The organism is Pseudomonas sp. SW-3 (assembly GCF_016615645.1).
Lineage (GTDB): Bacteria > Pseudomonadota > Gammaproteobacteria > Pseudomonadales > Pseudomonadaceae > Aquipseudomonas > Aquipseudomonas mandelii.
On record NZ_CP067098.1, the window covers coordinates 6152989 to 6179714 of the forward strand.

At 61.3% G+C, this 26726-nt stretch carries 24 protein-coding genes; 6 read left to right on the forward strand and 18 right to left on the reverse strand.

Annotated features, from left to right (window positions below):
- Nucleotides 1-8 precede the first annotated feature (8 nt).
- Complete coding sequence (locus JIO00_RS27955; protein WP_010466767.1) at nt 9-521, reverse strand: dihydrofolate reductase; 513 nt, start codon at nt 519-521, stop codon at nt 9-11.
- Nucleotides 522-606: 85 nt separating this feature from the next.
- Between JIO00_RS27955 and JIO00_RS27960 the strand changes: the two genes are divergently transcribed.
- On the forward strand, nt 607-1986 hold the full coding sequence (locus JIO00_RS27960; RefSeq protein WP_077747205.1) for a DUF2868 domain-containing protein: 1380 nt from the start codon (nt 607-609) through the stop codon (nt 1984-1986).
- On the forward strand, nt 1979-3355 hold the full coding sequence (locus JIO00_RS27965) for a GTPase/DUF3482 domain-containing protein (RefSeq protein WP_145306683.1): 1377 nt from the start codon (nt 1979-1981) through the stop codon (nt 3353-3355). Before JIO00_RS27960 ends, JIO00_RS27965 begins: the two co-directional genes overlap by 8 nt.
- A gap of 119 nt (nt 3356-3474) precedes the next feature.
- Here JIO00_RS27965 and JIO00_RS27970 read toward each other — a convergent pair whose 3' ends face one another.
- From JIO00_RS27970 to JIO00_RS28000, 7 genes are all read right to left on the reverse strand, one after another.
- Complete coding sequence (locus tag JIO00_RS27970; RefSeq protein ID WP_010466760.1) at nt 3475-4032, reverse strand: phosphonate degradation HD-domain oxygenase; 558 nt, start codon at nt 4030-4032, stop codon at nt 3475-3477.
- Nucleotides 4032-5165: a TIGR03364 family FAD-dependent oxidoreductase gene (locus JIO00_RS27975; protein ID WP_200667253.1), complete on the reverse strand. Its 1134-nt coding sequence runs from the start codon at nt 5163-5165 to the stop codon at nt 4032-4034. The genes JIO00_RS27970 and JIO00_RS27975 overlap by 1 nt, the downstream gene beginning before the upstream one ends.
- Before the next feature lie 134 nt (nt 5166-5299).
- Entirely contained in the window at nt 5300-6325 is a 1026-nt protein-coding gene (locus tag JIO00_RS27980) for a putative 2-aminoethylphosphonate ABC transporter substrate-binding protein (protein WP_010466757.1), read from the reverse strand.
- A gap of 63 nt (nt 6326-6388) precedes the next feature.
- A complete protein-coding gene (locus JIO00_RS27985; RefSeq protein WP_077747201.1) occupies nt 6389-8113 on the reverse strand; it encodes a putative 2-aminoethylphosphonate ABC transporter permease subunit in 1725 nt (574 codons plus the stop codon).
- Nucleotides 8113-9189, reverse strand: coding sequence for a putative 2-aminoethylphosphonate ABC transporter ATP-binding protein (locus JIO00_RS27990; RefSeq protein ID WP_010466754.1), 1077 nt, complete (start codon nt 9187-9189; stop codon nt 8113-8115). Before JIO00_RS27990 ends, JIO00_RS27985 begins: the two co-directional genes overlap by 1 nt.
- 223 nt (nt 9190-9412) lie before the next feature.
- Nucleotides 9413-10276 carry a LysR family transcriptional regulator gene (locus JIO00_RS27995; RefSeq protein WP_200667254.1) on the reverse strand — a complete coding sequence of 288 codons (864 nt, stop codon included), beginning with the start codon at nt 10274-10276 and terminating at the stop codon, nt 9413-9415.
- A gap of 16 nt (nt 10277-10292) precedes the next feature.
- On the reverse strand, nt 10293-12572 hold the full coding sequence (locus JIO00_RS28000) for a heavy metal translocating P-type ATPase (RefSeq protein WP_200667256.1): 2280 nt from the start codon (nt 12570-12572) through the stop codon (nt 10293-10295).
- 84 nt (nt 12573-12656) lie between these two features.
- Between JIO00_RS28000 and cadR the strand changes: the two genes are divergently transcribed.
- Nucleotides 12657-13106, forward strand: a complete 450-nt coding sequence (cadR, locus tag JIO00_RS28005) for a Cd(II)/Pb(II)-responsive transcriptional regulator (protein ID WP_010466748.1) — start codon at nt 12657-12659, stop codon at nt 13104-13106.
- A 20-nt stretch (nt 13107-13126) separates the two neighbouring features.
- Here cadR and JIO00_RS28010 read toward each other — a convergent pair whose 3' ends face one another.
- The 4 genes from JIO00_RS28010 to JIO00_RS28025 form a co-directional block, all read right to left on the reverse strand.
- Nucleotides 13127-13957, reverse strand: a complete 831-nt coding sequence (locus tag JIO00_RS28010; RefSeq protein WP_154913135.1) for a hypothetical protein — start codon at nt 13955-13957, stop codon at nt 13127-13129.
- 150 nt (nt 13958-14107) lie between these two features.
- Nucleotides 14108-15079: a thymidylate synthase gene (locus JIO00_RS28015; protein WP_083375523.1), complete on the reverse strand. Its 972-nt coding sequence runs from the start codon at nt 15077-15079 to the stop codon at nt 14108-14110.
- A 48-nt stretch (nt 15080-15127) separates the two neighbouring features.
- Complete coding sequence (gene lgt / locus JIO00_RS28020; RefSeq protein ID WP_010466741.1) at nt 15128-15934, reverse strand: prolipoprotein diacylglyceryl transferase; 807 nt, start codon at nt 15932-15934, stop codon at nt 15128-15130.
- 76 nt (nt 15935-16010) lie between these two features.
- Nucleotides 16011-16793 (reverse strand): sulfite exporter TauE/SafE family protein, encoded by a 783-nt coding sequence (locus JIO00_RS28025; RefSeq protein ID WP_077747197.1) that lies wholly within the window; start codon nt 16791-16793, stop codon nt 16011-16013.
- A 134-nt stretch (nt 16794-16927) separates the two neighbouring features.
- Between JIO00_RS28025 and JIO00_RS28030 the strand changes: the two genes are divergently transcribed.
- Nucleotides 16928-17674 (forward strand): NRDE family protein, encoded by a 747-nt coding sequence (locus JIO00_RS28030; protein ID WP_154913137.1) that lies wholly within the window; start codon nt 16928-16930, stop codon nt 17672-17674.
- Nucleotides 17675-17779: 105 nt separating this feature from the next.
- On the opposite strand, the gene ptsP is transcribed toward JIO00_RS28030, so the two are convergent.
- Nucleotides 17780-20059, reverse strand: coding sequence for a phosphoenolpyruvate--protein phosphotransferase (gene ptsP / locus JIO00_RS28035; RefSeq protein ID WP_010466735.1), 2280 nt, complete (start codon nt 20057-20059; stop codon nt 17780-17782).
- 22 nt (nt 20060-20081) lie between these two features.
- The gene (locus tag JIO00_RS28040) at nt 20082-20561 is read right to left on the reverse strand and encodes an RNA pyrophosphohydrolase (RefSeq protein WP_007945562.1); all 480 of its coding nucleotides are present in this window, start codon (nt 20559-20561) and stop codon (nt 20082-20084) included.
- A 143-nt stretch (nt 20562-20704) separates the two neighbouring features.
- On the opposite strand from JIO00_RS28040, the gene JIO00_RS28045 reads away from it, so the two are divergent.
- The gene (locus JIO00_RS28045) at nt 20705-21361 is read left to right on the forward strand and encodes an HAD family hydrolase (RefSeq protein WP_010466731.1); all 657 of its coding nucleotides are present in this window, start codon (nt 20705-20707) and stop codon (nt 21359-21361) included.
- A gap of 120 nt (nt 21362-21481) precedes the next feature.
- On the opposite strand, the gene JIO00_RS28050 is transcribed toward JIO00_RS28045, so the two are convergent.
- The gene (locus tag JIO00_RS28050) at nt 21482-21907 is read right to left on the reverse strand and encodes a DUF2269 domain-containing protein (protein ID WP_077747195.1); all 426 of its coding nucleotides are present in this window, start codon (nt 21905-21907) and stop codon (nt 21482-21484) included.
- Between the two features lie 39 nt (nt 21908-21946).
- A complete protein-coding gene (gene ilvA / locus JIO00_RS28055; RefSeq protein ID WP_010466728.1) occupies nt 21947-23461 on the reverse strand; it encodes a threonine ammonia-lyase, biosynthetic in 1515 nt (504 codons plus the stop codon).
- A gap of 301 nt (nt 23462-23762) precedes the next feature.
- Here ilvA and rpiA point away from each other — a divergent pair, with 301 nt between their 5' ends.
- Nucleotides 23763-24434 carry a ribose-5-phosphate isomerase RpiA gene (gene rpiA, locus JIO00_RS28060; protein WP_010466726.1) on the forward strand — a complete coding sequence of 224 codons (672 nt, stop codon included), beginning with the start codon at nt 23763-23765 and terminating at the stop codon, nt 24432-24434.
- A 123-nt stretch (nt 24435-24557) separates the two neighbouring features.
- Here the strand turns inward: rpiA and JIO00_RS28065 are convergent, their stop codons facing one another.
- Both JIO00_RS28065 and JIO00_RS28070 read right to left on the reverse strand, forming a co-directional pair.
- A complete protein-coding gene (locus JIO00_RS28065) occupies nt 24558-25475 on the reverse strand; it encodes an SdiA-regulated domain-containing protein (protein ID WP_010466724.1) in 918 nt (305 codons plus the stop codon).
- Between the two features lie 105 nt (nt 25476-25580).
- Entirely contained in the window at nt 25581-26510 is a 930-nt protein-coding gene (locus tag JIO00_RS28070) for an SdiA-regulated domain-containing protein (protein WP_154502110.1), read from the reverse strand.
- Nucleotides 26511-26726: the final 216 nt, after the last annotated feature.

The window sequence follows — 26726 nt, forward strand, 5'->3', positions numbered from 1 at the left end:
CGAAGCTTTTAGACTTTCTCCCAGACTTCAAAGTCGTACGCTGGTTTGTCGCCTTCAGCCGGATTCTGGGTGTTGGAGACCAATGTCCACTGCCCCAAATCAAACTCCGGAAACCACGCATCCCCTTCCGGGCTCAACGCCACTCGGGTCAGATACAACCGATCCGCCTGCGCCATCCCCTGCGCATACAATTGCGCGCCGCCAATCAGCATCACCTCATCGACGCCCTGCTCGTTCGCCCATTCCTGCGCGCGAGCCACGGCCGCCTCCAGCGATGGATAAACCTCCGCGCCTTCCAACACCAGATCCGCCTGACGGCTGACCACGATGTTCAATCGGCCCGGCAGCGGCCGGCCGAGGGAATCCCAGGTCTTGCGACCCATGATGATCGGTTTGCCGAGGGTGGTGGCCTTGAAGTATTTGAAGTCCCCCGGCAAGTGCCAGGGCATGCTGTTGTCGACGCCGATCACACGGTTTTCACCGAGGGCTGCGATCAGGCTGAGGGGGAGTGATTTAGTCATGCCGGCGAGGATACCAGAGCCTCCCGTACCCCGATAAGCGCCACAGCGGTTATGCTCACAGCTCATTTGAGCGACGGGATGCCGCGTGACTGAACTGACTCCACTGCAAAACCTCTGGCTGACCGAGACGGTGCGCCTGCGTGAAGAACACGCCGGCCCCCTGGAGGATCTGGAAGCCAACCGGCTGGCCCGCAGCGCCGGCGGCGACTTGCCGACGCGAATTCAGCGCCGTGCCGTGTGGCTGGCCGAGCGCGACGGTTTGTCCGACGCCCTCAAGCATTGGCTGCAAGGCGCGCGACTGGCGCTGATCGTCATGGCGGTGCTGGCCATCGTCAGCGGTGCTGGCCTGGCGTTTGCCGCACTGGGTGATGGCCAGACCCCGGTAAATGTGTTCTGGGCCCTGGGCAGTCTGCTTGGGCTCAATCTGATTCTGCTGCTGAGCTGGGCGTTGGGCCTGGTGTTTGCCGGTGAGCACGGCGCCAGCCTTGGACGCTTGTGGCTGTGGCTCAGCGAAAAACTCGCTCGTGATGCCAAAGCCGCGCAACTGGCACCCGCCCTGCTGCTGTTATTGCAGCGACGCAAACTCAATCGCTGGGCGATCGGCGTGCTGGTCAACGGCTTGTGGTTGCTGGCGTTGCTCAGTGCGCTGGTTATCGTGCTGATGCTGATGGCGACCCGGCGCTACGGCTTTGTCTGGGAAACCACCATTTTGCGCGGCGACACCTTCGTCGCCATGACCCAGGCTCTCGGCGCCCTGCCGGCCTTGCTCGGTTTCAGCGTGCCCAGCGTGGAGATGATCCGCGCCAGTGGCGATGCCGCGCTGAACATCGAAAGCGCTCGTCAGGCCTGGGCCGCTTGGCTGGTGGGCGTGTTGCTGGTCTACGGGGTGTTGCCGCGTTTGTTGCTGATGCTGTTCTGCCGCTGGCGCTGGACCTCCGGCCAAGCCGCTTTGCGCCTGGATTTGAACCTGCCCGGTTACGCCCAATTGCGCGAACGGCTGATGCCCACCAGCGAACGCCTCGGCATCAGTGATGCCGCGCCTGCGCAACTGCATCGTGTCGAAAGCGGCGTCAGTGAGCAGCAAAGCGACGGCGCGTTGCTGGTGGCCATCGAGCTGGACGATCAACGCCCGTGGCCGCCGCAACTGCCGAAAACCGTGAACAACGCCGGCATCCTCGACAGTCGCGAATCGCGCAACAAACTGCTTGAACAGTTGAGTCGTTTCCCTCCGGCACGCCTGGCGATTGCCTGCGATCCGCGACGTTCGCCCGACCGTGGCAGCCTGGCCCTGATCGCCGAACTGGCGCGCAATGCCGCTGCCACCCGTGTCTGGCTGCTGCAAGCGCCGCCCGGCGAAGCACTGGATGCCGAACGTCTCGGCGACTGGCACGTGGCGCTGCAACAGCTGGACCTGCCGTTCGCCGATTGCGCGCCCGTGAACTGGCTGGAGACCGGCCATGACTAATGCCTGGAAAGCGCCCTTGAAGCTGGCCGTGGTCGGCCACACCAATGTCGGCAAAACCTCGTTGCTGCGCACGCTCACCCGGGACGTCGGTTTCGGTGACGTGTCCCATCGCCCCAGCACCACCCGCCATGTCGAAGGCGCGCGGTTGTCGGTGGACGGCGAGCCGTTGCTCGATCTCTACGACACGCCCGGCCTCGAAGACGCCATCGCCCTGCTCGACTACCTCGAGCGCCTGGAACGTCCCGGCGAACGCCTCGACGGCCCGGCACGGTTGGCCCGATTCCTGGAGGGCAGCGAAGCCCGGCAGCGCTTTGAACAGGAAGCCAAAGTACTGCGCCAATTGCTCGCCTCGGACGCCGGCCTCTATGTGATCGACGCCCGGGAGCCGGTCCTGGCCAAGTACCGCGACGAACTGGAAGTGTTGGCCAGTTGCGGCAAACCGCTGCTGCCGGTGCTGAATTTCGTCAGCAGCGCCAACCATCGCGAGCCGGATTGGCGTGAAGCCCTGGCGCGCTTGGGCCTGCATGCCCTGGTGCGTTTCGACAGCGTTGCACCGCCCGAAGATGGCGAACGTCGACTCTATGAAAGCCTCGCCTTGCTGCTGGAAAACTCCCGCGAACAATTGGAGCGCCTGATCGCCGATCAACAGGCTCAACGCCTGGCTCGCCAACAGAGTGCGGCGCGATTGATTGCCGAGTTGCTGATCGATTGCGCCGCGTGCCGGCGCAGCGTGGTCAGCGACGCGGAGCAGGAACAACAGGCGATCAGCGAACTGCGCAAAGCCGTTCGCCAACGGGAACAGCGCTGCGTCGAAGGTTTGCTCAAACTCTATGCCTTCCGCCCACAGGACGCGGCGGCCAGTGAACTGCCGCTGCTCGATGGCCGCTGGGGCGATGATTTGTTCAACCCGGAAACCCTCAAGCAATTGGGCGTGCGGGTCGGCGGTGGCATCGCGGCCGGCGCGGCGGCCGGTGCCGGGGTTGATTTACTGGTGGGCGGCCTGACCCTCGGCGCGGCGGCACTGGCCGGCGCCATTGCCGGCGGCGCCCTGCAAACCGCCCGCAGTTATGGCAGCCGGTTAATGGGCAAGATCAGAGGTCAGCGAGAATTGACGGTGGACGACAGCGTGTTGAGGCTGTTGGCCTTGCGTCAGCGCCAATTGCTGCAAGCGCTGAATGCCCGTGGGCATGCGGCGATGGACAGCATCCAGGTGGCCACGCCCCAGGACAAGACCTGGCGCGAAGGCAAACTGCCCGAAGCCCTGAACAAGGCCCGGGCGCATCCGCAGTGGTCGTCGCTGAATCCGCAGGCGAAGTTGAGTCAGGCGGAGCGGCAAGAGCAGGTTGAGGTGTTGGCGCAGCAGTTGTAAACCTTGGTTATTGGGGTGTTCGGGCTGGCCCCTTCGCGAGCAGGCTCGCTCCCACATTGGAATGCGTTCCCCTGTGGGAGCGAGCCTGCTCGCGATGGCAGCGACCCGGTTTCGAGCTATTACGCAGCCAACAGCCGCAACGCCTTATCCTTCAACACCCCCAGATCCATCACCGGCACGCCCATGTCCTTGGCCTGTTCATCCCACTGGCGCATCCGCAAACTGGCCTTGCATAACGGATCCTTCTCGAAGGCTTCAGCCTCTTCCGCGGTCATCACCCCACCCTGGTATTCCAGAGTCCGGCGGCTGGCTTCGCTCAATCGCTCGTAGTACCCGGGCTCTTTAAGCGTCAGATAACGCTTGGCCTGAACGTGGTATTCCACCAGCCGCGCCAGGCGCTCGCTGAAACCGGCCCGACGCAAGTAATCGGCGCCCAGACGTTCGTGGCTGACCACACCAAAACCACCCATGTTCTCGGCGCTCCCGCCACAGATATGCCCGATGTCATGGAAGAACGCGGCCAGCACCACTTCGTCATCAAAGCCTTCAGCCATGGCCAATTCAGCCGCCTGGGACATGTGTTCGATCTGCGACACCGGCTCGCCGATGTAATCGCTGTCGCCAAAGCGTTCGTACAGCCCAAACACCTCGGCGATCACTTGCTCATTGCTGTCCATCAATGCTCTCCCAATAAGGTGGCGACGTTACGTTCGGCCAGCGCCGGGCCGACGCTCATGCCGACACCGGTGTGCATCAGCGCCACGCTCACACCCGGCATCGGGAGCAGGAACGAGAACGGCCCCGGCCCCCGTGAACCATAGACGCCCTGCCAGCGCTCGACCACCTGCACCTTGCACCCCAGGGTTTGTTCAGCGAGTCCGATCATCCAGTCATCGACCTGCTCGGCATTGAACGGCGATGGATCGCGGCCGTAATGGTGGGAGTCGCCGATGATCAACTCACCGTAAGGCGTCGGGCTGATCAGCAGGTGGATGCCGTTTTCATGCAAGTGTGGCTCCTCGCGCAGAATCTGCGCCTGCACCGCTGCCGCTTCCGGCAGATCGGCGAAGGCGCCGTAATGCACGCAACTCAAACCGGTGAGCAATGCGTGTTGCAGGTTGAGGTTGATCTGCGGCCGGGCGCGGAGCATTTGCAGGCGGCAGATTTGCGGGTTGAGCGCGGCGATCGGCTCGGCCAGCAAGGTCTGATAATCGTGCCCGGAGCAGACGATGATCTGATCGGCGCTGAACGTGCCGGCCGTGCTGCGCAGGCGACCCGGCTCGATATCGCGCACCAGGGTAGAGAAGTGAAACGCGACGCCGAGCTCGCGGCGCAAGTAGTCGATCAACGCCGGAATCGCTTCACGGGAATACAGTTGCTGATCGTCCAGGCCGTGCAACGCCGCGCGGTGATGGCGGAACTGACCGCCGTAGAGATCGCGCAAGGCAGCACCGCGCAGCAGGTCGACGCGGTAACCGTATTCCACGGCGCGGCCGGTGCAGAAGGCTTCGAGCAGGTGTTCTTCGGCTTCGCTGCGAGCGAACAAATACGAGCCGTTGCGCTTGAGTTGCAACCCGGCCAGTTGTGCCCATTGGCCCCAGATCTCGCGGCTGGCCTTGGCCAGTTCGAGCATCGGGCCCGGGGGTTGGCCGGTGACGAGGGCCTGGCCGAAGTTGCGGACCGAGGCGCCCAAGGGGATTTCGCTGCGTTCGAAAACCGTGACCTTCAGACCGCGTCTGGCGGCGGCGTAGGCGTGGGACAGGCCGAGAATGCCGGCGCCGACGATCAGCATGTCGTTGTGGTGTGTCATCAAGTGATGTCCTGAATTTTAAGCCGCCTTCGCGGGCAAGCCTCGCTCCTGCAGGGTTGCGCGTTATCACAAACGACACCAACCCTGTAGGAGCGAGGCTTGCCCGCGAAGAGGCTCTTCAGCCGATAGAGATCTTACTTGGCAGCCACTTTCTCGGACTTGCCGTCATACCGCTTGCGCCACTCGCTCAGGATTTCGTCGCGATTCTTCGACGCCCAGGCAAAGTCGTTCTTGATCAAACGCTGCTCATAATCCGCCGGCAATTCGGTCTGCGGCTTGGCAATCCCCGGTTGCGCGAGCACCGCGAAGTTCTCTTTATAAAGCTCCATCGCCGCCGGGCTGGCCGAGAAGTCAGCCAGTTTCTTCGCCGCCTCTTCGTGTGGTGTGCCCTTGATCACAGCGGTCGCTTCGATCTCCCAGCCCAGGCCTTCCTTCGGCAGGATGATGTCCAGCGGTGCGCCCTGACGCTTCAGCTGAACCGCCGGGTATTCAAAGGAAATGCCGATCGGGAATTCACCCGAAGCCGCCAGCTTACAAGGCTTGGAACCGGAGTGAACGTACTGGCCAATGTTCTGGTGCAGGTCGTCCATGTACTGCCAGCCCTGCTTCTCGCCGAAGGTTTGCAGCCAGGCGCTGACGTCGAGGAAACCGGTGCCGGACGAGGCCGGGTTGGGCATCACGATCTTGCCTTTGTACTCAGGCTTGGTCAGGTCCTGCCAGCTCACCGGCTTGGTCAAACCCTGCTTTTCGGCTTCGACGGTGTTGAAGCAAATGGTCGCCGCCCAGACGTCCATCCCGACCCACGCGGGCGGATTGGCGGCATCGCGGTAGTTGCCGCCGATCTTGCCCAGGTCCTTCGGCGCGTAGCTTTGCAGCATGCCTTGCTGATCGAGGATCGCCAGGCTCGACGCCGCCAGGCCCCAGACCGCATCAGCCTGCGGGCGGGCTTTTTCGGCCAGCAGTTTGGCAGTGATAATCCCCGTGGAATCGCGTACCCACTTGATCTCGACGTCCGGGTTAGCCTTTTCGAAGGCTTCTTTGTAAGTCTTCAGTTGCTCGGCTTCGAGGGCGGTGTACACCGTCAACTCGGTTGGCGCCGCGAAGGCGTTCAGGCTGAAAGCGGTGAGGACAGCAGCGGCCAGGGCCATAGGCTTGAACATGATCTTTTCCTGTTTGAGTTGAGGGTTGGTCTTTTATGGGGACGGTCTTTTATGGGGACAGATTTATTTACCAGGAGCGGTCTGCCGCCAGGCCTGGGAACGGCGCAGCAAGCCGCGCGAGGCCCAGGCCAGCAGCAGGGACACGCCTGCCGAAGTGAACAGAATCAGGGTCGACATCGCCGCCGCGCCGCCGACGTTGCCGGCGTCGTCCATGTTCAGCACCGCCACCGCCGCGAGGATGGTGTCGGGGCTGTAGAGGAAGATCGCGGCTGAAACGGTGGTCATGGCCGAGACGAACAGGTAGCGCACGATGTCCAGCAGCGCCGGCAGGCAGATCGGCACGGTGACCCGCAGGTAGTGCCGATACAGCGGCGCCTTGAGTGACAACGCGGCGGCCTCGAACTCGGCGTCGAGTTGGCGTAGCGCCGTGGTCGCGGTCATTTGTGCGGTGGTCAAATAGTGAGCAATGGTGCAGACCACCAGCAGCGTCATGGTCCCGTAGAGCACATGCAGCGGGTTGCCGCTGAGGTTGAAGAAGAAAACGTAACCCAGGCCCAGCACCAGACCCGGCACCGCCATCGGCACGAAACTGAGCATGCGCAAGGTCAGGTTCAGTCCGCGCTGGCCTTTGGTTTTCTCCATCAGGTAGGCGCCGGTGAAGATCAGCACGCTGCCGATCAACGCCGTGCACAAAGCCATTTTTACGCTGTTGCCATAGGCCAGCCAGCCGCCGCCCGCGGTGTCGCTGAACTGGTAATGGTTGAGCGACAGCGACAGGTTGTACGGCCAGAATTTCACCAGCGAGGAGAACACCGCCATGCCGAACACCAGTAGCAACACCGCGCAGATCAGCAACACGATCGCCAGATAACAACCGTCCCGCCGCTTCGACGGCGCGGGTTTGAAGACTTGGGCGCGGCCGCTCATGGCGTCGCCGTGACGTCGACGCAACCAGGCATCGACTGCAAAACTGAAGAGTGCCGGCAGCAGCAGGACCATGCCGATCAACGCGCCGCGACCGAATTGCTGCTGGCCGACCACGGCCTTGTAGGCTTCCAGCGCCAGCACTTGATAGTCGCCACCGACCACCACGGGCACGCCGAAGTCAGTGATGGTCAAGGTGAACACCAGGCAGAACGCCGCGAACACGGCCTGACGGGTCGCTGGCCAGGTGATGCTGCGAAAGGCTTTGGCCGGACTGGCGCCCATGCTGGAGGCGGCATCGAAGAGTCGCGCATCCGCCAGGGAAAGCGCCGACAGAAGAATCATCAGTGCGTGTGGGAAGGTGTAAATGACCTCGCCCAGAACAATGCCCCAGAAACCGTAGATATTGTCCGAGAGCAAGCCGCGCAACATGCCCTGATTGCCGAACAGATAAACCAGCGCAATCCCCGGCAGCATCGACGGCGCCATCAGCGGCAACAACGAAATTGCGCGCCAGATGCCTTTGCCGGGAATCAACGTGCGTTGCAATGCGTAGGCAAACAGGTAGGCCAGCGGTACGACAATCGCCGCCACGCTGAGGGAAACTTTCAGGCTATTGCCGAGCAACCAGTGGAAGTTCGCACTGGTCACCAATTCACGCGCAGCCACCAGGCCTCCGCCCTGCCCGGCCTCGGAACTGAAACCGCGCCAGAAGATCGCCAGCAACGGCATCAACACCGCGAGGCCGAGCAACACCAATAAAAGGACTTTGCCGCCGACCACGAACACCCGGTCGCCGATCTCGGCACGGGAGGTCTGCCGAACCTGCTTGTGCGGTATCGGCAGCGCGATGTTCGCGCTCATCAGGCAAACACCTGCAGGCTGCGCGGGGGCAAGGCGACCATGATCTGCTGCGCACCGAGGCGCGGCATGGCTTCCGGTGCCAGTTCGGCCAGCAATGCGTGGCCGGGCAGTTGATCGAGTTCGAAGCTCATGCGGCAGCGGTTACCGAGAAAGGTGATCTCGCGAACCTTGGCCGGGAACAGGTTTTCTTCATGCACCGGCGGGTTGACGTTGATCGCTTCCGGTCGGCAAAACAGACGGCCCGACGTGGTTTTAGCGCTGCCATCCGCCAGGCGCATGCTCATCCCGCCGACCTGGGCATGGCTGTCGCTGCTGCGGCTGAATGGCAGCCAGTTGCCCTGGCCGACAAACTCCGCCACAAACGGCGTGGCCGGGCGGTCGTAGATGTCCTGCGGCGTGGCGTACTGCTCGACCTTGCCGTTGTTCATCACGGCGATGCGGTCGGCCATCAGCATGGCCTCGTCCTGATTGTGCGTGACCATCAGGGTGGTGACGCCGAGGTTGCGCTGCAGTTGGCGCAGTTCTGTGCACAAATGCTCGCGAACCCGGGCGTCGAGGGCCGACATCGGTTCGTCCAGCAGCAACAACGATGGCGCCGGCGCCAATGCCCGAGCCAGCGCGACACGTTGCTGTTGGCCGCCGGACAACTGGCCGGGGTACTTTTTCTCGCTGCCGGTCAGGCCGACCAGTTCCAGCATCTGGCCGACACGTTTGCGCACTTCATCGCGACCACTGCCGGCGAGGCCGTAGGCAATGTTCGCTTCGACGGTAAGGTTGGGAAACAGCGCGTAGGACTGAAAGAGAATGCCGTAGTCCCGGGCCTGGGGTGCCAAGTGGGAAACGTCGCGATCGCCGAGGTACAACTCGCCGCTGTCCTGTTTCTCCAGGCCGGCGATGCAACGCAGCAACGTGGTTTTGCCACAGCCGGACGGGCCCAGCAGGCACACCAGTTCACCGGCCGCCACGTCGAGGGAAACATTGTCCAGCGCGGTGAAGGCGCCAAAGCGTTTCTGCACACCGCGCACTTTCATCGGGGCGCCGGGGTTGGTCAGGGCAGTTGCGATCGAGTGGTTCATGGACAGGCCTCATCAAGCAGATGAAGCCCATCCTAGGTTTGTAATGCGTCCGTCATGTGGCAGTGAGGCAAAAACGGCTGATAGTGGTATTCAAGAATTTGGGTTGGATACGTTGGTGCACTGACGGACGCCTTCGCGGGCCAGCCTCGCTCCTACAGGGGGATACGATCACCTGTAGGAGCGAGGCTGGCCCGCGAAGGGGCCCTCACATTCAACACAAATCTCACGCAGGGGCCATTTCCTGCGCCAAACCCAGGAACGCCGCCGGCAACCGCGCGCCTTTGCGCTCCTTGAGGCAGTACAGATACTCTGGAATCTGCGGCGCATTCTCAATCGTCAGCACGCGCAATTGCGGGTCATGCGGCACTTCCTGTCGGGCAATGATGCTGATGCCGATGTTGCGCAGCACCGCCTCGCGAATCGATTCACGGCTGCCAATTTCCAGCAACGGCCCGAAACTCACCCCGGCGCTGGCGAGCAATTCTTCGGTCAGGCGTCGAGTGGTCGAGCCTGATTCGCGCATCAACAAGGTATGCCCGGCCAACGCGCTGAGCGGCACATGATCGTGCGCCGCCAGCGGATGGTTGCGATGCACCGCCAACACCAGCGGATCGCTGCCGAGCACCCGCCGAATCAGCCGCGCATCGTCGAGCAATTGTGACGACGCCGCGACATCCACCCGGTAATCCTCCAGCGCTTCCAGCACCTGCTGGGAGTTGCCGATTTCCACCGACACTTCCACTTGCGGCAAGCGCTCGCGGAAAGTCTTCACCAGGTCGAGGATGTAATACGGCGCAGTAGCAGCAATGCGCAATTTGCCCTGGACCTGGCCACTGTTGCGCAGGAAAAACTCGATGTCGGCTTCCTGCTGCAACAGCGCCTTGACCATCGGCAACAGCCGCGCGCCTTCATCGCTGACGCTGAGGCGGCGGCCGCCACGGTAGAACAGCTCAACCGAATACTGGCTTTCCAGATGGCGGATCTGCGTGGTCACCGTGGGTTGGCTCAGGCCGAGCTTTTTCGCCGCCAGGGTAATGCTGCCCAGGCGGGCAACCATGTAAAACGCCTTCAGCTCGGCACTCAGCACACCCGTCCCTCATCGCTTACTTGCGCAGCAGGCGCAAACCGTTGAACACCACCAACAGGCTGACGCCCATGTCGGCGAACACCGCCATCCACATGGTGGCGATCCCGGCGAAGGTTACCCCAAGAAAGATCACCTTGATGACCAAAGCGAGGGCGATGTTCTGTTTGAGAATGGTCGAGGTTCGACGCGACAGGCGGATGAACGCAGGGATCTTGCGCAGATCGTCGTCCATCAGGGCGACATCGGCGGTCTCGATGGCGGTATCGGTACCGGCGGCGGCCATCGCGAAACCAATCTGGGCGCGGGCCAGCGCCGGCGCATCGTTGATGCCGTCGCCGACCATGCCAACACGATGGCCCTGTGCATAAAGTGCCTCGATGGCTTGCAGCTTGTCGTTGGGCAGCAGATCGCCCTTGGCCTCGTCGATGCCGACTTGCACGGCAATCGCCTGGGCGGTGTGGACATTGTCGCCGGTCAGCATCAGGGTTTTGATGCCCAGATCGTGCAGTTGCTGGATCGCTTCGCGGCTGGACTCTTTCACCGTGTCGGCCACGGCAAACAGCGCCAATGGGCCGGACTTGTCGAGCAACAGCACCACCGATTTGCCCTGCTTTTCCAGGGCAAACAGCTTCTCTTCCAGCGCAGGTGAACACAGGCCCAAATCTTCCACCAGGCGATGGTTACCCAAGTGGTAGACCTGACCGTTGATTTCCCCGCGTACACCGCGACCGCCCAGGGCTTCGAAGTTATCCACAACGAGCGGCGCGAATTGTTTATCCACAGCCGCATTGGCGATGGCCAACGACACCGGGTGGTCCGAACGACCGGCCAGCGCTGCGGCAATCGCCGGGGCAGTGGCGTCTGCGGTGGGATCAAGCGACACATAATCGGTCTGCACCGGTTTGCCGTGGGTCAGGGTGCCGGTCTTGTCCAGGGCCAGGTAATCGAGTTTGTGGCCACCCTCCAGATAAACGCCGCCCTTCACCAGGATGCCTTTGCGTGCCGCCGCGGCGAGGCCACTGACGATGGTCACCGGGGTGGAAATCACCAACGCGCATGGGCAAGCGACCACCAGCAAGACCAACGCGCGGTAGATCCAGTCGAACCAGACGGCGCCCATGAACAGCGGCGGAATCACCGCCACGGCCAAGGCCAGCAGGAATACCGCCGGGGTATAGATTTTCGAGAACTGATCGACGAAGCGCTGGGTCGGCGCCCGTGCGCCCTGGGCCTGTTCCACGGCGTGGATGATCCGCGCCAGTGTGGAATTGTTCGCCGCTGCAGTGACGGAATACTCCAGCGAGCCTGCCTGGTTGATGGTGCCGGCGAAGACCTTATCGCCCACCGTCTTATCGATCGGCAGACTTTCGCCGGTGATCGGCGCCTGATCGATGGTCGAACTGCCCGACACGACTTCGCCGTCCAGGCCAATCCGCTCGCCGGGACGCACCCGCACTCGCGCACCGAGTTCGATGGTTTTGACCTCTTGTGTGACCCAGCTGCCGTCGGCTTGCTGCACCGTCGCCTGTTCCGGGGTCATCTGCATCAAGCCGCCAATGGCGTTACGCGCCCGGTCCAGCGACTTGGCCTCGATCAACTCGGCCACGGTGAACAGGAACATCACCATCGCCGCTTCCGGCCATTGCCCGATCAGGATCGCGCCGGTGACCGCTATGCTCATCAACGCGTTGATGTTCAGGTTGAGGTTCTTGAGCGCGATCCAGCCCTTCTTGTAAGTGGTGAGGCCGCCACTGAGGATCGAAATCAGCGCGATGATCGCCACCACCCAGTCCGGCGCGGCGCTAGTGAAGTGGATCACTTCTGCCGCCAGCGCACCCACGCCGGACAGTGCCAGAGGCCACCAGTGCTTTTTCTCGGGGGTCGGCGCTGGCGCATCAGTGCCCTGTTCCATCGGTTCAGCCACCATGCCCAGCGACTTGATCGCCTCGATGATCGGCGCAGTGCTCGGCAGGTCATGGGTCACGCCCAGGACCCGATTGATCAGGTTGAATTCCAGTTGCTGGACCCCCGCAAGCTTGCCCAGTTTGTTCTGGATCAGCGTCTGCTCGGTCGGGCAGTCCATGGCGTCGATGCGGAAGCTGCTCAGCCGCGCGCCGTCGGTCGGCGTGTCGCTCAACTTGATCAGCGAAGGCGCTGCCGCCTCGGAGGAACAGCAGGAATCGCCGTGCCCGCCATGGTCATGCTTCTGCACAGGCTGCAGCTTGTGGCTGTGATCGTGATCGTGATCGTGATCGTGATCAGCCTCGGGTTTGTGGGTGTGAAGGGAATCGCTCATTGGTTGCGTCCATGAAGGTGCCTGTTGCCAAGTAAAGACCCTGTAGCCACTATAGGGTCAAGCACCCTTTTGGAGATTGCTGTCATGAAGATTGGAGAACTGGCGAAACTCACCGACTGCGCCGTCGAAACCATCCGCTACTACGAGCGCGAAAACCTGCTGCCGGAGCCCGCCCGCAGCGACGGCAACTACCGCGTCTACACTCAGGCCCACGCCGAACGCCTGACCTTCATCCGCAACTGCCGCACGCTCGACATGACCCTGGAAGAGATCCGCAGCCTGCTGGCCCTGCGCGACAGTCCGCAGGATCAGTGCGAAAGCGTGAACGCGTTGATCGACGAGCACATTCATCACGTGAAAGCGCGGATCGACGGATTGATGGCGTTACAGACGCAACTGCTCGACCTGCGCCAACGCTGTGGCGAGGGCCCGGACATTGATCAGTGCGGGATTTTGCAGCGGCTGGAAGTGAGTGGCGGGGTGGTGGCGACGGAAGTTGAGCATTCCCATGTCGGCAGGAGTCATGGGCATTAGCCCCATCGCCACATCAGCGACTAGATCAACTTGAATTCCAATATGCCTCGATGCCCCATGCCGTAACCGATGCCCGGGACCATGCCCGAGCCCAGAAAAAGGCTGCAGCGCAGGTGAACGGTCTCACCCCGATGCTTTTGATAGACAGAGGGCTCAATCCGAAACTTGAGGGGGGAATCGGGATTGACCGTCAACTTGCGCTGATAGTCTCTCCAGGCTCCGCCCTGCCCGCCATTCGCGCTACTTATCCAGAGCATTTCAATGGCGTTGTTTGTTCGCAGGTTTTCAATCCGCGGAATGGTCAGAACGACGCCATCGGGATGTGGATCAATCTCCAGAACGCCTCCAGATACACCCTCAATAGAGACCGGGCCGGTTTGCATCAGTGCCGGGGCGAAGGTCATCAGCAACGATGCAGAAGGTATAGCGCCCCCGCTTCTTTCGATGACAAAAATGACCTCGACCCGGTCTCCTTCAAACTGCCTTGCCGTGTCGTCGGGCACAACAAAATGCAACGGCATAAAACTCTGTACGGACTGCGGCTGCGACTGATAATTGCCCCCCGAACCGCCAAACGCCGCCCATTGCACTCGAACCTGATCGCCGATCTGAAATTCTCTATCGTTTACCGCCACGACCACTCGAAGTGAATCGACGAAGATCGGTGCGCCGGTGAAAACCTCCATGGGCACCACGCATCCCCATGGATCGAGGCCCGGAATGAAATGAAAGAGCCCCGACTGGCTTTCACAGCCAACGAACGGTGCTCCTGTCAATCCGCTCCTTAGAGGGTTTGTGCCGAAATGTCGCTCCGAAAAGCCGTCCGTTACACCGGCCGCAGTGTTATTCATGACAAGGCTCCTGAAATAAAAAGAGGGTGTTGCTGACCACGGCCTGATGGCCTCGTGATCAGTCAAACACCCTCTCATTTATTCGCCTACTGGCAGAAATGACAGTCAGGTAGAACCTTTTCTAATAAAACAGCCCTGCCCGTCAAACAATCAGACGGCCATCGGTGCCGTCATCGGCGCGTGATGCTGATACCCCTCAAGCGAGAAATCGCTCGGCTCGATCAACTCCAGCCACTCCGGCTGATACAAGCCGGTCTTGGCAAACTCCGGCACACGGTCACTGATCACCAGTTTCGGCATCGGGAACGGCTCGCGCTTGAGCTGTTCGTTGAGCATGTCCAAATGGTTTTCGTAAACGTGGGCATCACCGATGAAATAGGTGAACCAGCGCGGTGTGTAGCCGGTCAGTCGGCCGATCAGACTCAGCAACGCGGCGCCTTCGGTGAGGTTGAACGGCGTGCCCAACCCTAGGTCGTTGGAGCGGATGTAGAGCGTCAGGGAGATTTCCCTGGTCTCGACATTCGGGTGGAACTGGTACAGCAGGTGGCACGGCGGCAAAGCCATTTCATCGAGTTGGGCGACGTTCCAGCCGTGGAACAGAATGCGGCGGCTGCCCGGGTCCTTGATGATGGTGTCGACGCACTGGCGGACCTGGTCGATCGCCTTGTACAGAACGACATAGGCCTGACCGTCTTCCTCGCCTTCGGCGATCTGACGATAACCCTGGCTCAGGGTCTGTTCGATAGCGGCCTGATTGCTGACCGGAATCTGCTTGTACGCCGGCCATTTGCGCCATTGCACGCCGTAGATTTCGCCAAGGTCGTCTTCACCCTGACGGAACGGATTGGCCAGCCACTGCGCGTTTTCGTTGGCGTTCTGATCCCAGACCTTGCAGCCCAGCGCGCGGAATTCGGCGGCGTTGTTCACGCCACGCAGGAAACCACACATCTCGCCGATGGCCGATTTGAAGGCCATCTTGCGCGTGGTGATCGCCGGGAAACCTTCTTTCAGGTCATAACGCAGCATCGCGCCCGGAAAGCTGATGGTGTTCACGCCGGTGCGGTTGGCTTGCTTGGTGCCGTTCTTGATGACGTGGGCGACCAGTTCGAGATATTGCTTCATGAATTACCTGTGTCCTTGAACCCGGGGCCGTCACCCCGGGATTCGAATTTATACGGCAGCCGCTGGAGTCGCCGGGGCGCGGTGATACGCCAGCCAGATCAGGAACAGCCCGCCAACGATCATCGGCACGCAGAGCACTTGGCCCATAGTCAGCCAGTTCCAGGCCAGATAGCCCAGTTGCGCGTCCGGTACGCGGACAAACTCCACGATGAAACGGAAGATGCCGTAGAACAGGGCAAACATCCCGGACACCGCCATGGTCGGCCGCGGCTTGCGCGAGAACAGCCAGAGAATGGCAAACAGGGCCACGCCTTCGAGCGCGAACTGGTACAGCTGCGACGGGTGACGCGCCAGTTGCGCCGGATCGGTCGGGAAGATCATCGCCCACGGCACGTCGGTCGCCTTACCCCACAACTCGGCGTTGATGAAGTTACCGATGCGCCCGGCACCCAGGCCGATCGGCACCATCGGCGCGACGAAATCCATCAGCTGGAAGAACGACTTGTTGTTCTTCTTGCCGAACCACAACGCGGCCAACATCACGCCGATGAAGCCGCCATGGAACGACATGCCGCCCTTCCACACTTCGAAAATCAGTGTCGGGTTGGCCAGATAAGCGTTCAGATCGTAGAACAGCACATAGCCCAGGCGGCCGCCGACGATAACGCCCATCGACATCCAGAAGACCATGTCGGAAAGCTTTTCCTTGGTCCAGGTCGGGTCGAAACGGTTGAGCCGGCGCGATGCCAGCAGCCAGGCGCCGCCGATGCCGATCAGGTACATCAGACCGTACCAGTGGATTTTCAGCGGACCGATGGCCAGGGCCACCGGGTCGATCTGCGGGTAAGGCAGCATTGCGACTCCTTGTTGAAAGTTGAAACCAGAATTCCCGGGCGACGCTGCCACCTCAGGATTAAGCCAGCATTGCGAGCTAGAGCAGGAAGCTCAGGCCTACGCAGAACAGCAAAGCTGCGAACAGCCTTTTCAGCAACTTTGGCGACAGCCTGTGGGCCAGTCGCGCACCGAGACGGGCGAACACCATGCTGGTCAGGGCAATCCCCAGCAGCGCCGGCAAATAGATAAAACCGAGACTATGGGCCGGCAGCAAGGGATCGTGCCAGCCCAGAATCATGAAACTTGATGCACTGGCCAAGGCGATGGGCAGGCCGCAAGCCGACGAAGTCGCCACGGCTTGCTGCATCGGCACGCTGCGCCAGGTCAGGAACGGCACGGTCAACGAGCCGCCGCCAATGCCGAAAATCGCCGAGGCCCAGCCAATCACACTGCCAGCCACGGTGAGACCGAGTTTGCCGGGCACCGTTCGACTGGCCTTGGGTTTGACGTCCAGCGCCAGTTGCGCGGCGATGATCAGCGCAAACACACCGATGATTTTCTGCAGATTCGGGCCGGAGATCGCTTCGGCCGTCAGCGCCCCGAAACCGGCACCCATCAGAATTCCGACGGTCATCCACACGAATATCGGCCAACGCACGGCGCCACGACGATGATGTTCGCGGACGGCATTCACCGACGTAAAGATGATCGTTGCCAGGGACGTGCCGACCGCCAGGTGGGTCAGGATCGAGGCGTCGAAGCCCTGCAAGGTGAAACTGAACACCAGCACCGGGACGATGATGATCCCGCCACCTACCCCGAACAGCCCGGCCAGCACGCCTGCGCAGGCGCCCAGCGCCAGATAGAGCAGAAATTCCATGGACGATCCCAATGCTTAGGCAAAACCGGAGCGGCATGGTAACGGATGCGTGGCCTCGGGCTCCACTGCGGATGGCAATGGAACGACAGGCGACGACTGCGTAGAGTGAGCAAAAAACACACAAGGACCACCTTATGTGCCTGATTGTTTTTGCCTGGCGACCGGGTCACGCCCAGCCGCTGATCGTGGCGGCCAACCGCGACGAGTTCTATGCCCGGCCCAGCCAGCCCCTGGCGCAATGGCCGCACGCACCGCATGTCTACGCGGGTCTCGACCTCGAAGCCGGCGGCACCTGGCTCGGTATTGGTGCCAATGGGCGCTTTGCTGCGCTGACCAATATTCGTGATCCGAATCAGTCGCCATCGCGAAAATCCCGAGGTGAGCTGGTGGCGGGTTTTCTCTTGGGCAATATGCCAATTGATGATTACTTAAGCGACGTTGTCGGACGTTCGCTGGAATATGCCGGATTTAATCTGCTGATCGGCAATGCCAACGAGCTGTGGCACTTCAATGCGCGGGAGTCCGAGGCGGTGATGCTGGCGCCTGGGATTTATGGGCTGTCGAATGCCGGGCTGGATACGCCGTGGCCGAAATTGCTCAAGGCACGGGCGGCGCTGGAGGAAGTGCTGGAGGATCCGCAGCCAGAGGCGTTACTGGCGTTGCTGAATGATCCGCAGACCGCACCCTTCGCCGAGTTGCCGGATACCGGGGTGGGGTTGGCGACCGAGACGTTGCTGTCGAGTGTGTTTATTGCCAGTCCGACTTATGGGACGCGTGCGAGTACGGCGCTGATTGTTCAGGCGGATGGGACGCGGCGGATGGTCGAACGGAGTTTCGGGCCGTATGGGGGGCATTTGGGGGAAGTGGAGATCTGGGTTTAGATTTTTGGAGTGTTCGAGGACGTCTTCGCGGGCAAGCCTCGCTCCTACAAGGGTCAGGTAATCCCTGTAGGAGCGAGGCTTGCCCGCGAAGGGGCCATCAGCCTTTTAGAGAGCCTTGACCACAGCCGGATTGACCATCCGCGCCAACCCAAGGTTTTTCAGCGCCAATTGCAGCGAGCTGTGGATCACTTGCGGGTTGTCGATGGTCATCAGTTCAGCCAGCAATTCCTGGGCCTTGCTCAGGTTGATCTGACGCAGCATCCACTTCACTTTCGGCAGGTTGGTGGCGTTCATCGACAGGCTGTCGAAGCCCATCGCCATCAACAGCACCGCCGCCGCCGGGTCACCGGCCATCTCGCCGCAAATGCTCACAGGCTTGCCTTCGGCATGGGCATCACGCACCACGTTCTGCAACGCTTGCAGCACCGCCGGGTGCAGATAATCGTAAAGGTCGGCTACACGCGGGTTGTTCCGGTCCACCGCGAGCAGGTATTGAGTCAGGTCGTTGGAGCCGACCGACAGGAAGTCCACCTGCCGCGCCAGTTCCTTGGTCTGATACACCGCCGCCGGAATCTCGATCATCACGCCAATCGGCGGCATTGGCACGTCGGTGCCTTCGTCGCGGACTTCGCCCCATGCCCGGTGAATCAGGTGCAGGGCTTCTTCGAGTTCGTGGGTGCCGGAGATCATCGGCAGCAGAATCCGCAGGTTGTTCAAGCCTTCGCTGGCCTTGAGCATGGCGCGGGTCTGCACCAGGAAGATTTCCGGGTGGTCGAGGGTAACGCGAATGCCGCGCCAGCCGAGGAACGGGTTGTCTTCCTTGATCGGGAAGTACGACAGCGACTTGTCGCCGCCGATGTCCAGGCTACGCATGGTGACCGGTTGCGGATGGAACGCGGCGAGTTGCTCGCGGTAGATCGCCAGCTGCTCCTTTTCGCTAGGGAACCTCTGGTTGATCATGAACGGCACTTCGGTGCGGTACAGACCGACCCCTTCGGCACCACGCTTCTGCGCTCGCGCCACGTCCGCCAGCAGACCGGTGTTGACCCACAGCGGCATGCGGTGGCCATCGAGGGTCACGCACGGCAAGTCGCGCAAAGAGTCGAGACCCAGCGCCAGTTGTTTCTCTTCTTCCACCACTTCGGCGAACTGCTTGCGCAGCACGTCGCTGGGGTTGGTGTAGACCTCGCCGCGATTACCATCGACGATCAATTCGATGCCGTCGACCTTGGCATAGGGCAGGTCGACCAGGCCCATCACCGTCGGGATGCCCATCGCCCGGGCGAGGATCGCGACGTGGGAGTTACCCGAACCGAGGACCGAGACCAGACCGACCAGCGTGCCTTCCGGCACCTCGCCGAGCATGGCCGGCGTCAGTTCTTCGCTGACCAGAATGGTTTTTTCCGGATAGACCAGATTCTGCTGACGCTCTTCCTGCAAGTAGGCGAGCAAACGGCGGCCAAGGTCCTTGACGTCCGAGGCGCGCTCACGCAGGTAGGCGTCGTCCATCAATTCGAAACGGTTGACGTGCTCGGTGACCACCTGACGCAACGCACCCTGGGCCCACTGACCGGTCTTGATCACCGTGGTCACTTCGTTGCCCAGCGCTTCGTCGGCGAGCATCATCAGGTAGACGTCGAACAAGGCCCGCTCTTCGGGGCGCAGCTGCGAGGCCAATTTGGCGGACAAGGCACGCATGTCGGCGCGAACGCCTTCGATGGCGGTCTTGAACAGCCCGAGTTCGGCGGCGATATCGGAGATGGTCTTGTCGGGCACCACGTCCAGGTCGGCCGGCGGCAGCATGACCACCGCGGTCCCGACCGCCGCACCCGGCGAACCCGGTACACCGACGAACTTGGCTTCCTGGATGCCTTTGCCCTGACGGCCCAGGCCACGGATCGAACCGGTGGCTTCGGCGTGGGCGATAACGCCGGCGAGCTGCGCGCTCATGGTCACGAGGAAGGCTTCTTCACCTTCATCGAACTGGCGGCGTTCTTTTTGCTGAATGACCAACACGCCGACGACGCGGCGGTGGTGAATGATCGGCGCCCCGAGGAAGGAGGCGTAGCGCTCCTCGCCCGTCTCGGCGAAGTAGCGGTAGCGCGGGTGATCCGCGGCGTTTTCGAGGTTCAGGGGTTCTTCACGCGTGCCGACCAGGCCAACCAGACCTTCGTTGGGTGCCATGCTGACTTTGCCGATCGAGCGCTTGTTCAAGCCCTCGGTCGCCATCAGCACGAAGCGGTTGGTCTCGGGGTCAAGCAGGTAGACCGAGCAGACCTGGCTGCCCATGGCCTCTTTGACGCGCAACACAATAATCCCCAACGCCGCCTTGAGATCCTTGGCGGAGTTAACTTCCTGGACGATCTTGCGCAGCGTATTGAGCATGGCTCGGGGTCGAACTCCGTCGTCAGTCGCGCGTTAAAAGGCGCGGGGCAAGCTCTTTGAGAGCGCGTCGATACACCTCGCGCTTGAATGTCACCACCTGGCCCAACGGATACCAATAACTGACCCAGCGCCAGCCATCGAACTCCGGTTTACCGGTCAAATCCATCCGCACCCGCTGCTCGTTGGAGATCAGGCGCAGGAGAAACCATTTCTGTTTCTGGCCGATGCACAGCGGTTGGCTGTGTGTTCTGACCAGACGTTGCGGCAAACGATAGCGCAACCAGCCCCGGGTGCAGGCGAGAATTTCAACATCTTCGCGCTCAAGACCCACTTCTTCGTTCAACTCGCGGTACAAGGCGTCTTCCGGCGTCTCCTGGGGGTTGATCCCGCCCTGTGGAAACTGCCAGGCATCTTGATTGATACGGCGAGCCCATAGCACCTGTCCGGCATCATTCGTGAGAATGATCCCGACATTGGGGCGGAAACCATCGGGGTCGATCACGGCAACAACCTCGCAAACGCATGTCGCCGCATTGTTCCACAAAGGTTGTGAAGGCAGCAACGAGCCGACCTACCTTATGTGCACTCTTGTGAAAAGTCCGTATTCTGGACGCCTTTCTACAGACTTTTCAGCGAGTAACTGCAATGCGGCTGGCTTTATTCGACTTGGACAACACGCTTTTGGGCGGCGACAGTGACCACGCCTGGGGCGATTACCTGTGCGAGCGCGGCTTCCTCGATGCCGTCGCCTACAAGGCACGCAACGACGAGTTCTACCAGGATTACCTGGCCGGCAAGCTGGATAACGATGCTTATCTGAACTTTTGCCTGGAAGTCCTCGGCCGCACCGAGATGGCCACATTGGATCAATGGCACCTGGATTACATGCGCGATTGCATTGAGCCGATTGTGCTGCCCAAGGCTATCGATTTGCTGGCCAAGCACCGCGAGGCTGGCGACAAATTGGTGATCATCACCGCGACTAACCGCTTCGTCACCGGGCCGATTGCCCAGCGTCTGGGGGTTGAAACCCTGATCGCCACGGAATGCGAGATGGTTGATGGCCGTTATACCGGGCGCAGCACCGATGTTCCGTGCTTCCGCGAAGGCAAGGTCACGCGGTTGAATCGTTGGCTGGAAGAGACCGGGCATTCGCTGGAAGACAGCTATTTCTACAGCGACTCGATGAATGATTTTGCGTTGCTGGAGCAAGTGGCGAATCCGGTGGCGGTCGATCCTGATCCGAATTTGCGCGCCGAGGCCGAGCAGCGTGGCTGGCCGGTAATTTCGTTGCGCGACTGAAATTGCTTTCGCGGGCAAGCCTCGCGCCTACAGGATTTGTGGTGGTAGCCGACTACAGACTCGACACATCACCTGTAGGAGCGAGGCTTGCCCGCGAAGGGATCGCCTCGGTTTCAAGCCTTAAACCGGCTTGGCGCCCATCAACCCCGCGATGGCGATAAAGCAGACAAAGCTGAACAGCGCGAGAGCAAAGGTGAACTTGCCGCTGCCGCCCGGCGCAGTACGCAGCTTGTTCAGCCGCACCAACAACCAGAACCACCCCAACGCTGCCAGGGTGTAAAGCACACTCGACGCGAGCAACCACGTCTGCCCCAACGGCCAGCCCACCAGATGCACCATCCACCAGCCGGTGAACGGCATGCTCAGCAGCGCCAGGCCCATCAACAGCCAAACGAACACCCGAGGCCGTTGCAACGTGCGCGCTGCAGCAGTCGCATCACCACGACGCCGCGTTTGCCAAAACCATATCCCCAAGCCCAGCGCACAGCCCAACAATATTGCCGTCGCCGCGGTGTGCGCCATTTTCAGGGCGGTTAACGTTTCCATTGTTCGACTTCCTTAGAGACTGCCCATCAGCGTAGCCGCTCAGCCGAGAAACAGCTGATAGGCCGGATTGTCGCTTTCATCCCAGTACGGGTAACCGATTTCCTCAAGCGCCGCAGGAACCAGATGACGTTCGTCGTGAGGCACTTGCAAGCCCGCGACCACACGGCCATCCGCCGCGCCGTGGTTGCGGTAGTGGAACATCGAGATGTTCCAGCGCCCGCCGAGCTTGTTGAGGAAGTTGAACAGCGCACCCGGACGTTCCGGGAATTCAAAGCGCAGCACCACTTCATCGACGACCTGGGCCGCGCGGCCACCGACCATGTGACGTATGTGCAACTTGGCCAGTTCGTTATCGGTCAGGTCCAGCACCGGGAAACCCTGCTCGCTGAGGCTGGCGATCAGCGCACTGCGCGGGTCGGTTTCCGGATGCGTCTGCACGCCGACGAAGATATGCGCTTCGCTGCCAGTGTTGTAGCGGTAGTTGAATTCGGTGATCTGGCGCTTGCCGATGGCTTCGCAGAACGCCTTGAAGCTGCCCGGTTTCTCGGGAATGGTCACGGCGATGATGGCTTCGCGGCCCTCGCCCAGCTCGGCGCGCTCGGCAACGTGGCGCAAGCGGTCGAAGTTGACGTTGGCGCCGGAATCGATGGCGACAAAGGTGTGCCCGGTGACACCGCGTTGCTCGACGTACTTCTTGATCCCGGCCACGCCCAAGGCGCCGGCAGGTTCGGTGATCGAGCGGGTATCGTCGTAGATGTCCTTGATCGCCGCGCAGATTTCGTCGGTGCTGACGGTGATCACTTCATCGACGTAGTCTTTGCAGATATCGAAGGTGTGCTGACCGATCTGCGCCACCGCGACACCATCGGCGAACAGGCCCACGGTCGGCAGCACCACGCGCTCGCCGGCCGCCATGGCCGCTTGCAGGCAGTTGGAATCGTCCGGTTCGACGCCGATGATTTTGATTTCAGGGCGCAGGTATTTCACATACGCCGCGATCCCGGCGATCAACCCGCCGCCGCCCACCGGAACGAAGATCGCATCCAGACGCCCGGGGTGCTGGCGCAGAATCTCCATCGCCACGGTGCCCTGCCCGGCAATAGTGTGGGGATCGTCGTAAGGGTGAATGTAGACGTAGCCTTTTTCGTCGACCAGTTTGAGCGAGTAGGCCAGGGCTTCCGGGAACGAATCGCCGTGCAGCACGACTTTGCCGCCACGGGAGCGCACGCCTTCGACCTTGATTTCCGGGGTGGTCTTGGGCATGACGATGGTGGCTTTCACGCCCAGCACTTTTGCCGCCAGGGCCAGACCCTGCGCGTGGTTGCCCGCCGAGGCGGTGACCACACCGCGAGCGCGCTCTTCATCGCTCAACTGCGTCAACTTGTTGTAGGCGCCGCGAATCTTGAACGAGAACACCGGCTGCAAGTCTTCACGCTTGAGCCAAATGGAATTGCCCAGGCGCTCGGAGAGCTGGCGAGCAGTCTGCAACGGGGTTTCTACGGCAACGTCATAAACGCGCGAGGTGAGGATCTTTTTGACGTACTGTTCGAGCATCGGAAAGCATCACTGAGCGGGTTGGGCAGGGCCAAGGAGTCTAACCCGGCTTTCGGCCGGACGACCACACTAAACAGGTGGTTTTACCGTCCATGGAAGGGATCATGAACCTGTGGGAGCGAGGCTTGCCCGCGAAGAGGCCGTCACATCCAACATAAATGTTGGCGGTACGATCGCTTTCGCGGGCAAGCCTCGCTCCTACAGGTAAAGGTCGGGGCCTGCCAATCGGGCAATGACCTTCCCTGTCCCGAAGCCTATAATGCTGGCCTTTCGTTCCCTCCTTCGGCACCTCGGAGCCCGCATGACCCAGGATCAACTCAAACAGGCAGTGGCTCAGGCCGCCGTCGACTTCATCCTCCCGAAACTCGACGACAAGAGCATTGTCGGGGTCGGCACCGGCTCCACCGCCAACTGCTTCATCGACGCCCTGGCCAAGCACAAAGGCGCGTTTGACGGCGCGGTCGCCAGCTCCGAAGCCACCGCCGCTCGCCTCAAGGGCCACGGCATTCCGGTGTATGAGCTGAACACCGTCAGCGACCTGGAGTTTTATGTCGACGGCGCCGATGAAAGCGACGAGCACCTGAACTTGATCAAGGGCGGCGGCGCGGCCCTGACCCGCGAGAAAATTGTCGCGGCCGTGGCCAAGACCTTCATCTGCATCGCCGACGCCAGCAAACTGGTGCCGGTGCTCGGCGCGTTCCCGCTGCCGGTCGAAGTGATCCCGATGGCCCGCAGCCATGTGGCCCGCGAGCTGGTGAAGCTCGGCGGCGACCCGGTCTACCGTGAAGGCGTGCTGACCGACAACGGCAACATCATCCTCGACGTGTTCAACATGCAGATCACCAACCCGGTGGAGCTCGAGGCGCAGATCAACGCCATTGTGGGCGTGGTCACCAATGGTTTGTTCGCGGCGCGTCCGGCGGATTTGCTGCTGCTGGGCACTAGCGAAGGCGTGAAAACCCTCAAGGCCTGATCCCGCACTCCCAGTAGGAGCGAAGCTTGCTCGCGAAGAGGCCGTCACATTCAACATCTCTGTCGATTGTTACGGCCTCTTCGCGAGCAAGCTTCGCTCCTACAATAGGTTTTGCGGTGTTTGTTAGTTCTGCGCTGGTTTTTTGAAGACGTAGAACAGGTTCGGCTCGCTCACCAGGTACATCGTGCCATCGTCATCCATGGCGATGCCTTCCGCTTGCGGCACGGTCTTCTGCAACCCCTGTCGCCCCTTGCTCAGCGACATGGTGCTCAGCGGTCGCCCGTCCACATCCAGTTCCAGAATCAGCCGCGACTCGTCGGACAGCGCCAGCAAATGGCCGCTGCGCTCGTCGTATTGCAGGCTCGACAGGTCTCGCACGAACATCCCGGCATCGCGCTTGGGGTTGTTGACCACGTGCACCGCGTAGGATTTCTCCGGGTTGTAATGCGGGAAGCCCTGCACTTCGTAGATCAGCATCGGGTCGCGCTCCTTGGCGACGAACAGGCGCTTGCCCACCGAATCGTAAGCCAGGCCTTCGAAACCCTTGTTGCCGCTCATGTGCACGCCGAGAGTCATCTGCTCGGCGTCCGCCGCGTCGAGGAACGTCGTGTCCTTATCCAGATGAATCTTGATCAGCCGCTGCTGGCGTTCATCGGTGATCACGTATGTGTCGGCGCTGATGAACTCCACCGCCTCCGGATCACCGAAGCCGACCAGCGAAATGCGTCGGACGATCCGCCCGTCCAGCGACAGCTCGATCAGCTCGGCGTTTTTGTTGGTGACGGTAAACAGGCTTTTGCGCACCGGATCGAAGGTCAGCGCCGACACGTCGTCGTTCAGCCCGTCAATGACCCGGGCTTCGATCTCCACCCGGTATTGATCCAGGCCGATGGACTCGCTGCTTAAAGGTTGCCAGAGGGTGTGCAGGTTGAACCAGGCGCGCTCGAACAGACGCATGTATTGGCCAACCGCAATCAGCGCGACCAGTGCAATGACTGTCAGGATCAAAATAAGGGGTTTGGGACGGGCAAGTCGACGCATTCAGGCGGGCTCGGAAACAGAAACAGGCGGATGAAATATCACGCCTGTATGAATTCAAGCTTAATGGCCAGTTGCCTTTGACCACAACGCCTGGATTCTGAGCGCCTATTTCTGCTTTTCGAAACGGTAGAACAGGTTCGGCTCACTCACCATGTACAGCGTGCCCGCCTCGTCCATGGTCACTCCTTCGGCACGGGGAATGGTCTTCTTCAAGCCGTTGAAGCCGCCCAGCAAGGTCATGAAGCTGACCTGCTCGCCCTTCTCGTCCAGTTCCAGCAACAAGTGGGAATCGGCGGACAGCACCAGGGTGTGGCCTGTGCGCGGGTCGATGGCCAGTCCCGAGAGGTTGCGGATGTCCAGTTCGTCATTGGCGAGTTTCTGCTTGTCGCCCTTGAGGGTCTGGCTGCCGTCGCTTTTCCAGCTGAACAGCGCCGGCGGGCGTTCCTCACCCAGGAGGATTTGCTGATTGCGCGGGTCATAGACGATGGCTTCGAAGGCCTTGTTCTGGTCTTTCGAAGGGCCGAGGTCGTATTTAGGGAAGTTGGCGATGTTCAGTTCACGCGTGTCGGCATCGACCTTGACGATGGAGAGCATATGCTCACGCTCATCGACGATGGCCAGCAGACCATTGCCCATCATGGTCAGGCCTTCAGGGTTGCTCCAGCCCACCAGCGGCATCTTGCGCAGGACATCGCCTTGCAGGGTCAGCTCAACGAGGAACGGGTTTTTGCCCATGACCGAAAACAGGGTTTTGGTGTGCGGGTTGTAGGCCAGGTCCGACGCTTCGTCCTTCTCCATGCCCGGCAGCAGCTTGGCGTCGATCACTGCGCGGTAATCCGGTAGCCAGATACTTTCCTGACGCTCGGCCGGGCTTTCAAAACGCTCATGCAGCCAGAGCACACCGCGATCGTCCCAATGCATCGCAAAGGCGAGGCCATAAACGGCGACGGCCACCAGCAAAAGCCAGGAATACCAACGCATGACAAAGCGCGAGCGGCGGGCAGTTTTGACAGTGGGCAGCGGTCGGGTGGCCATTCAGGATGCGTTCCAGAAATTCAGGCTACGGGTAATAGCACAATTGGGACCGGCTCAGACGCCGGAATCCGCGAAATTATCCAGACAAGATGTGAAAAAAACGGGAAATGGCGGGATTGCCCTTCTGCGGGCCACCACAAACCGATGTCGGAGCGAGCCTGCTCGCGATGAGGGCGTGTCAGTCAACAGAGATGTCGAATGACAGGCCGGTATCGC

Coding starts and splice junctions, on each gene's coding strand:
- JIO00_RS27955 (WP_010466767.1), bottom strand. CDS start 521: ATGACTAAATCACTCCCCCTCAGCCTGATCGCAGCCCTCGGTGAAAAC.
- JIO00_RS27965 (WP_145306683.1), top strand. CDS start 1,979: ATGACTAATGCCTGGAAAGCGCCCTTGAAGCTGGCCGTGGTCGGCCAC.
- JIO00_RS27970 (WP_010466760.1), bottom strand. CDS start 4,032: ATGGACAGCAATGAGCAAGTGATCGCCGAGGTGTTTGGGCTGTACGAA.
- JIO00_RS27975 (WP_200667253.1), bottom strand. CDS start 5,165: ATGACACACCACAACGACATGCTGATCGTCGGCGCCGGCATTCTCGGC.
- JIO00_RS27980 (WP_010466757.1), bottom strand. CDS start 6,325: ATGTTCAAGCCTATGGCCCTGGCCGCTGCTGTCCTCACCGCTTTCAGC.
- JIO00_RS27985 (WP_077747201.1), bottom strand. CDS start 8,113: ATGAGCGCGAACATCGCGCTGCCGATACCGCACAAGCAGGTTCGGCAG.
- JIO00_RS27990 (WP_010466754.1), bottom strand. CDS start 9,189: ATGAACCACTCGATCGCAACTGCCCTGACCAACCCCGGCGCCCCGATG.
- JIO00_RS28000 (WP_200667256.1), bottom strand. CDS start 12,572: ATGAGCGATTCCCTTCACACCCACAAACCCGAGGCTGATCACGATCAC.
- cadR (WP_010466748.1), top strand. CDS start 12,657: ATGAAGATTGGAGAACTGGCGAAACTCACCGACTGCGCCGTCGAAACC.
- JIO00_RS28010 (WP_154913135.1), bottom strand. CDS start 13,957: ATGAATAACACTGCGGCCGGTGTAACGGACGGCTTTTCGGAGCGACAT.
- JIO00_RS28015 (WP_083375523.1), bottom strand. CDS start 15,079: ATGAAGCAATATCTCGAACTGGTCGCCCACGTCATCAAGAACGGCACC.
- lgt (WP_010466741.1), bottom strand. CDS start 15,934: ATGCTGCCTTACCCGCAGATCGACCCGGTGGCCCTGGCCATCGGTCCG.
- JIO00_RS28025 (WP_077747197.1), bottom strand. CDS start 16,793: ATGGAATTTCTGCTCTATCTGGCGCTGGGCGCCTGCGCAGGCGTGCTG.
- JIO00_RS28030 (WP_154913137.1), top strand. CDS start 16,928: ATGTGCCTGATTGTTTTTGCCTGGCGACCGGGTCACGCCCAGCCGCTG.
- ptsP (WP_010466735.1), bottom strand. CDS start 20,059: ATGCTCAATACGCTGCGCAAGATCGTCCAGGAAGTTAACTCCGCCAAG.
- JIO00_RS28045 (WP_010466731.1), top strand. CDS start 20,705: ATGCGGCTGGCTTTATTCGACTTGGACAACACGCTTTTGGGCGGCGAC.
- JIO00_RS28050 (WP_077747195.1), bottom strand. CDS start 21,907: ATGGAAACGTTAACCGCCCTGAAAATGGCGCACACCGCGGCGACGGCA.
- ilvA (WP_010466728.1), bottom strand. CDS start 23,461: ATGCTCGAACAGTACGTCAAAAAGATCCTCACCTCGCGCGTTTATGAC.
- rpiA (WP_010466726.1), top strand. CDS start 23,763: ATGACCCAGGATCAACTCAAACAGGCAGTGGCTCAGGCCGCCGTCGAC.
- JIO00_RS28065 (WP_010466724.1), bottom strand. CDS start 25,475: ATGCGTCGACTTGCCCGTCCCAAACCCCTTATTTTGATCCTGACAGTC.
- JIO00_RS28070 (WP_154502110.1), bottom strand. CDS start 26,510: ATGGCCACCCGACCGCTGCCCACTGTCAAAACTGCCCGCCGCTCGCGC.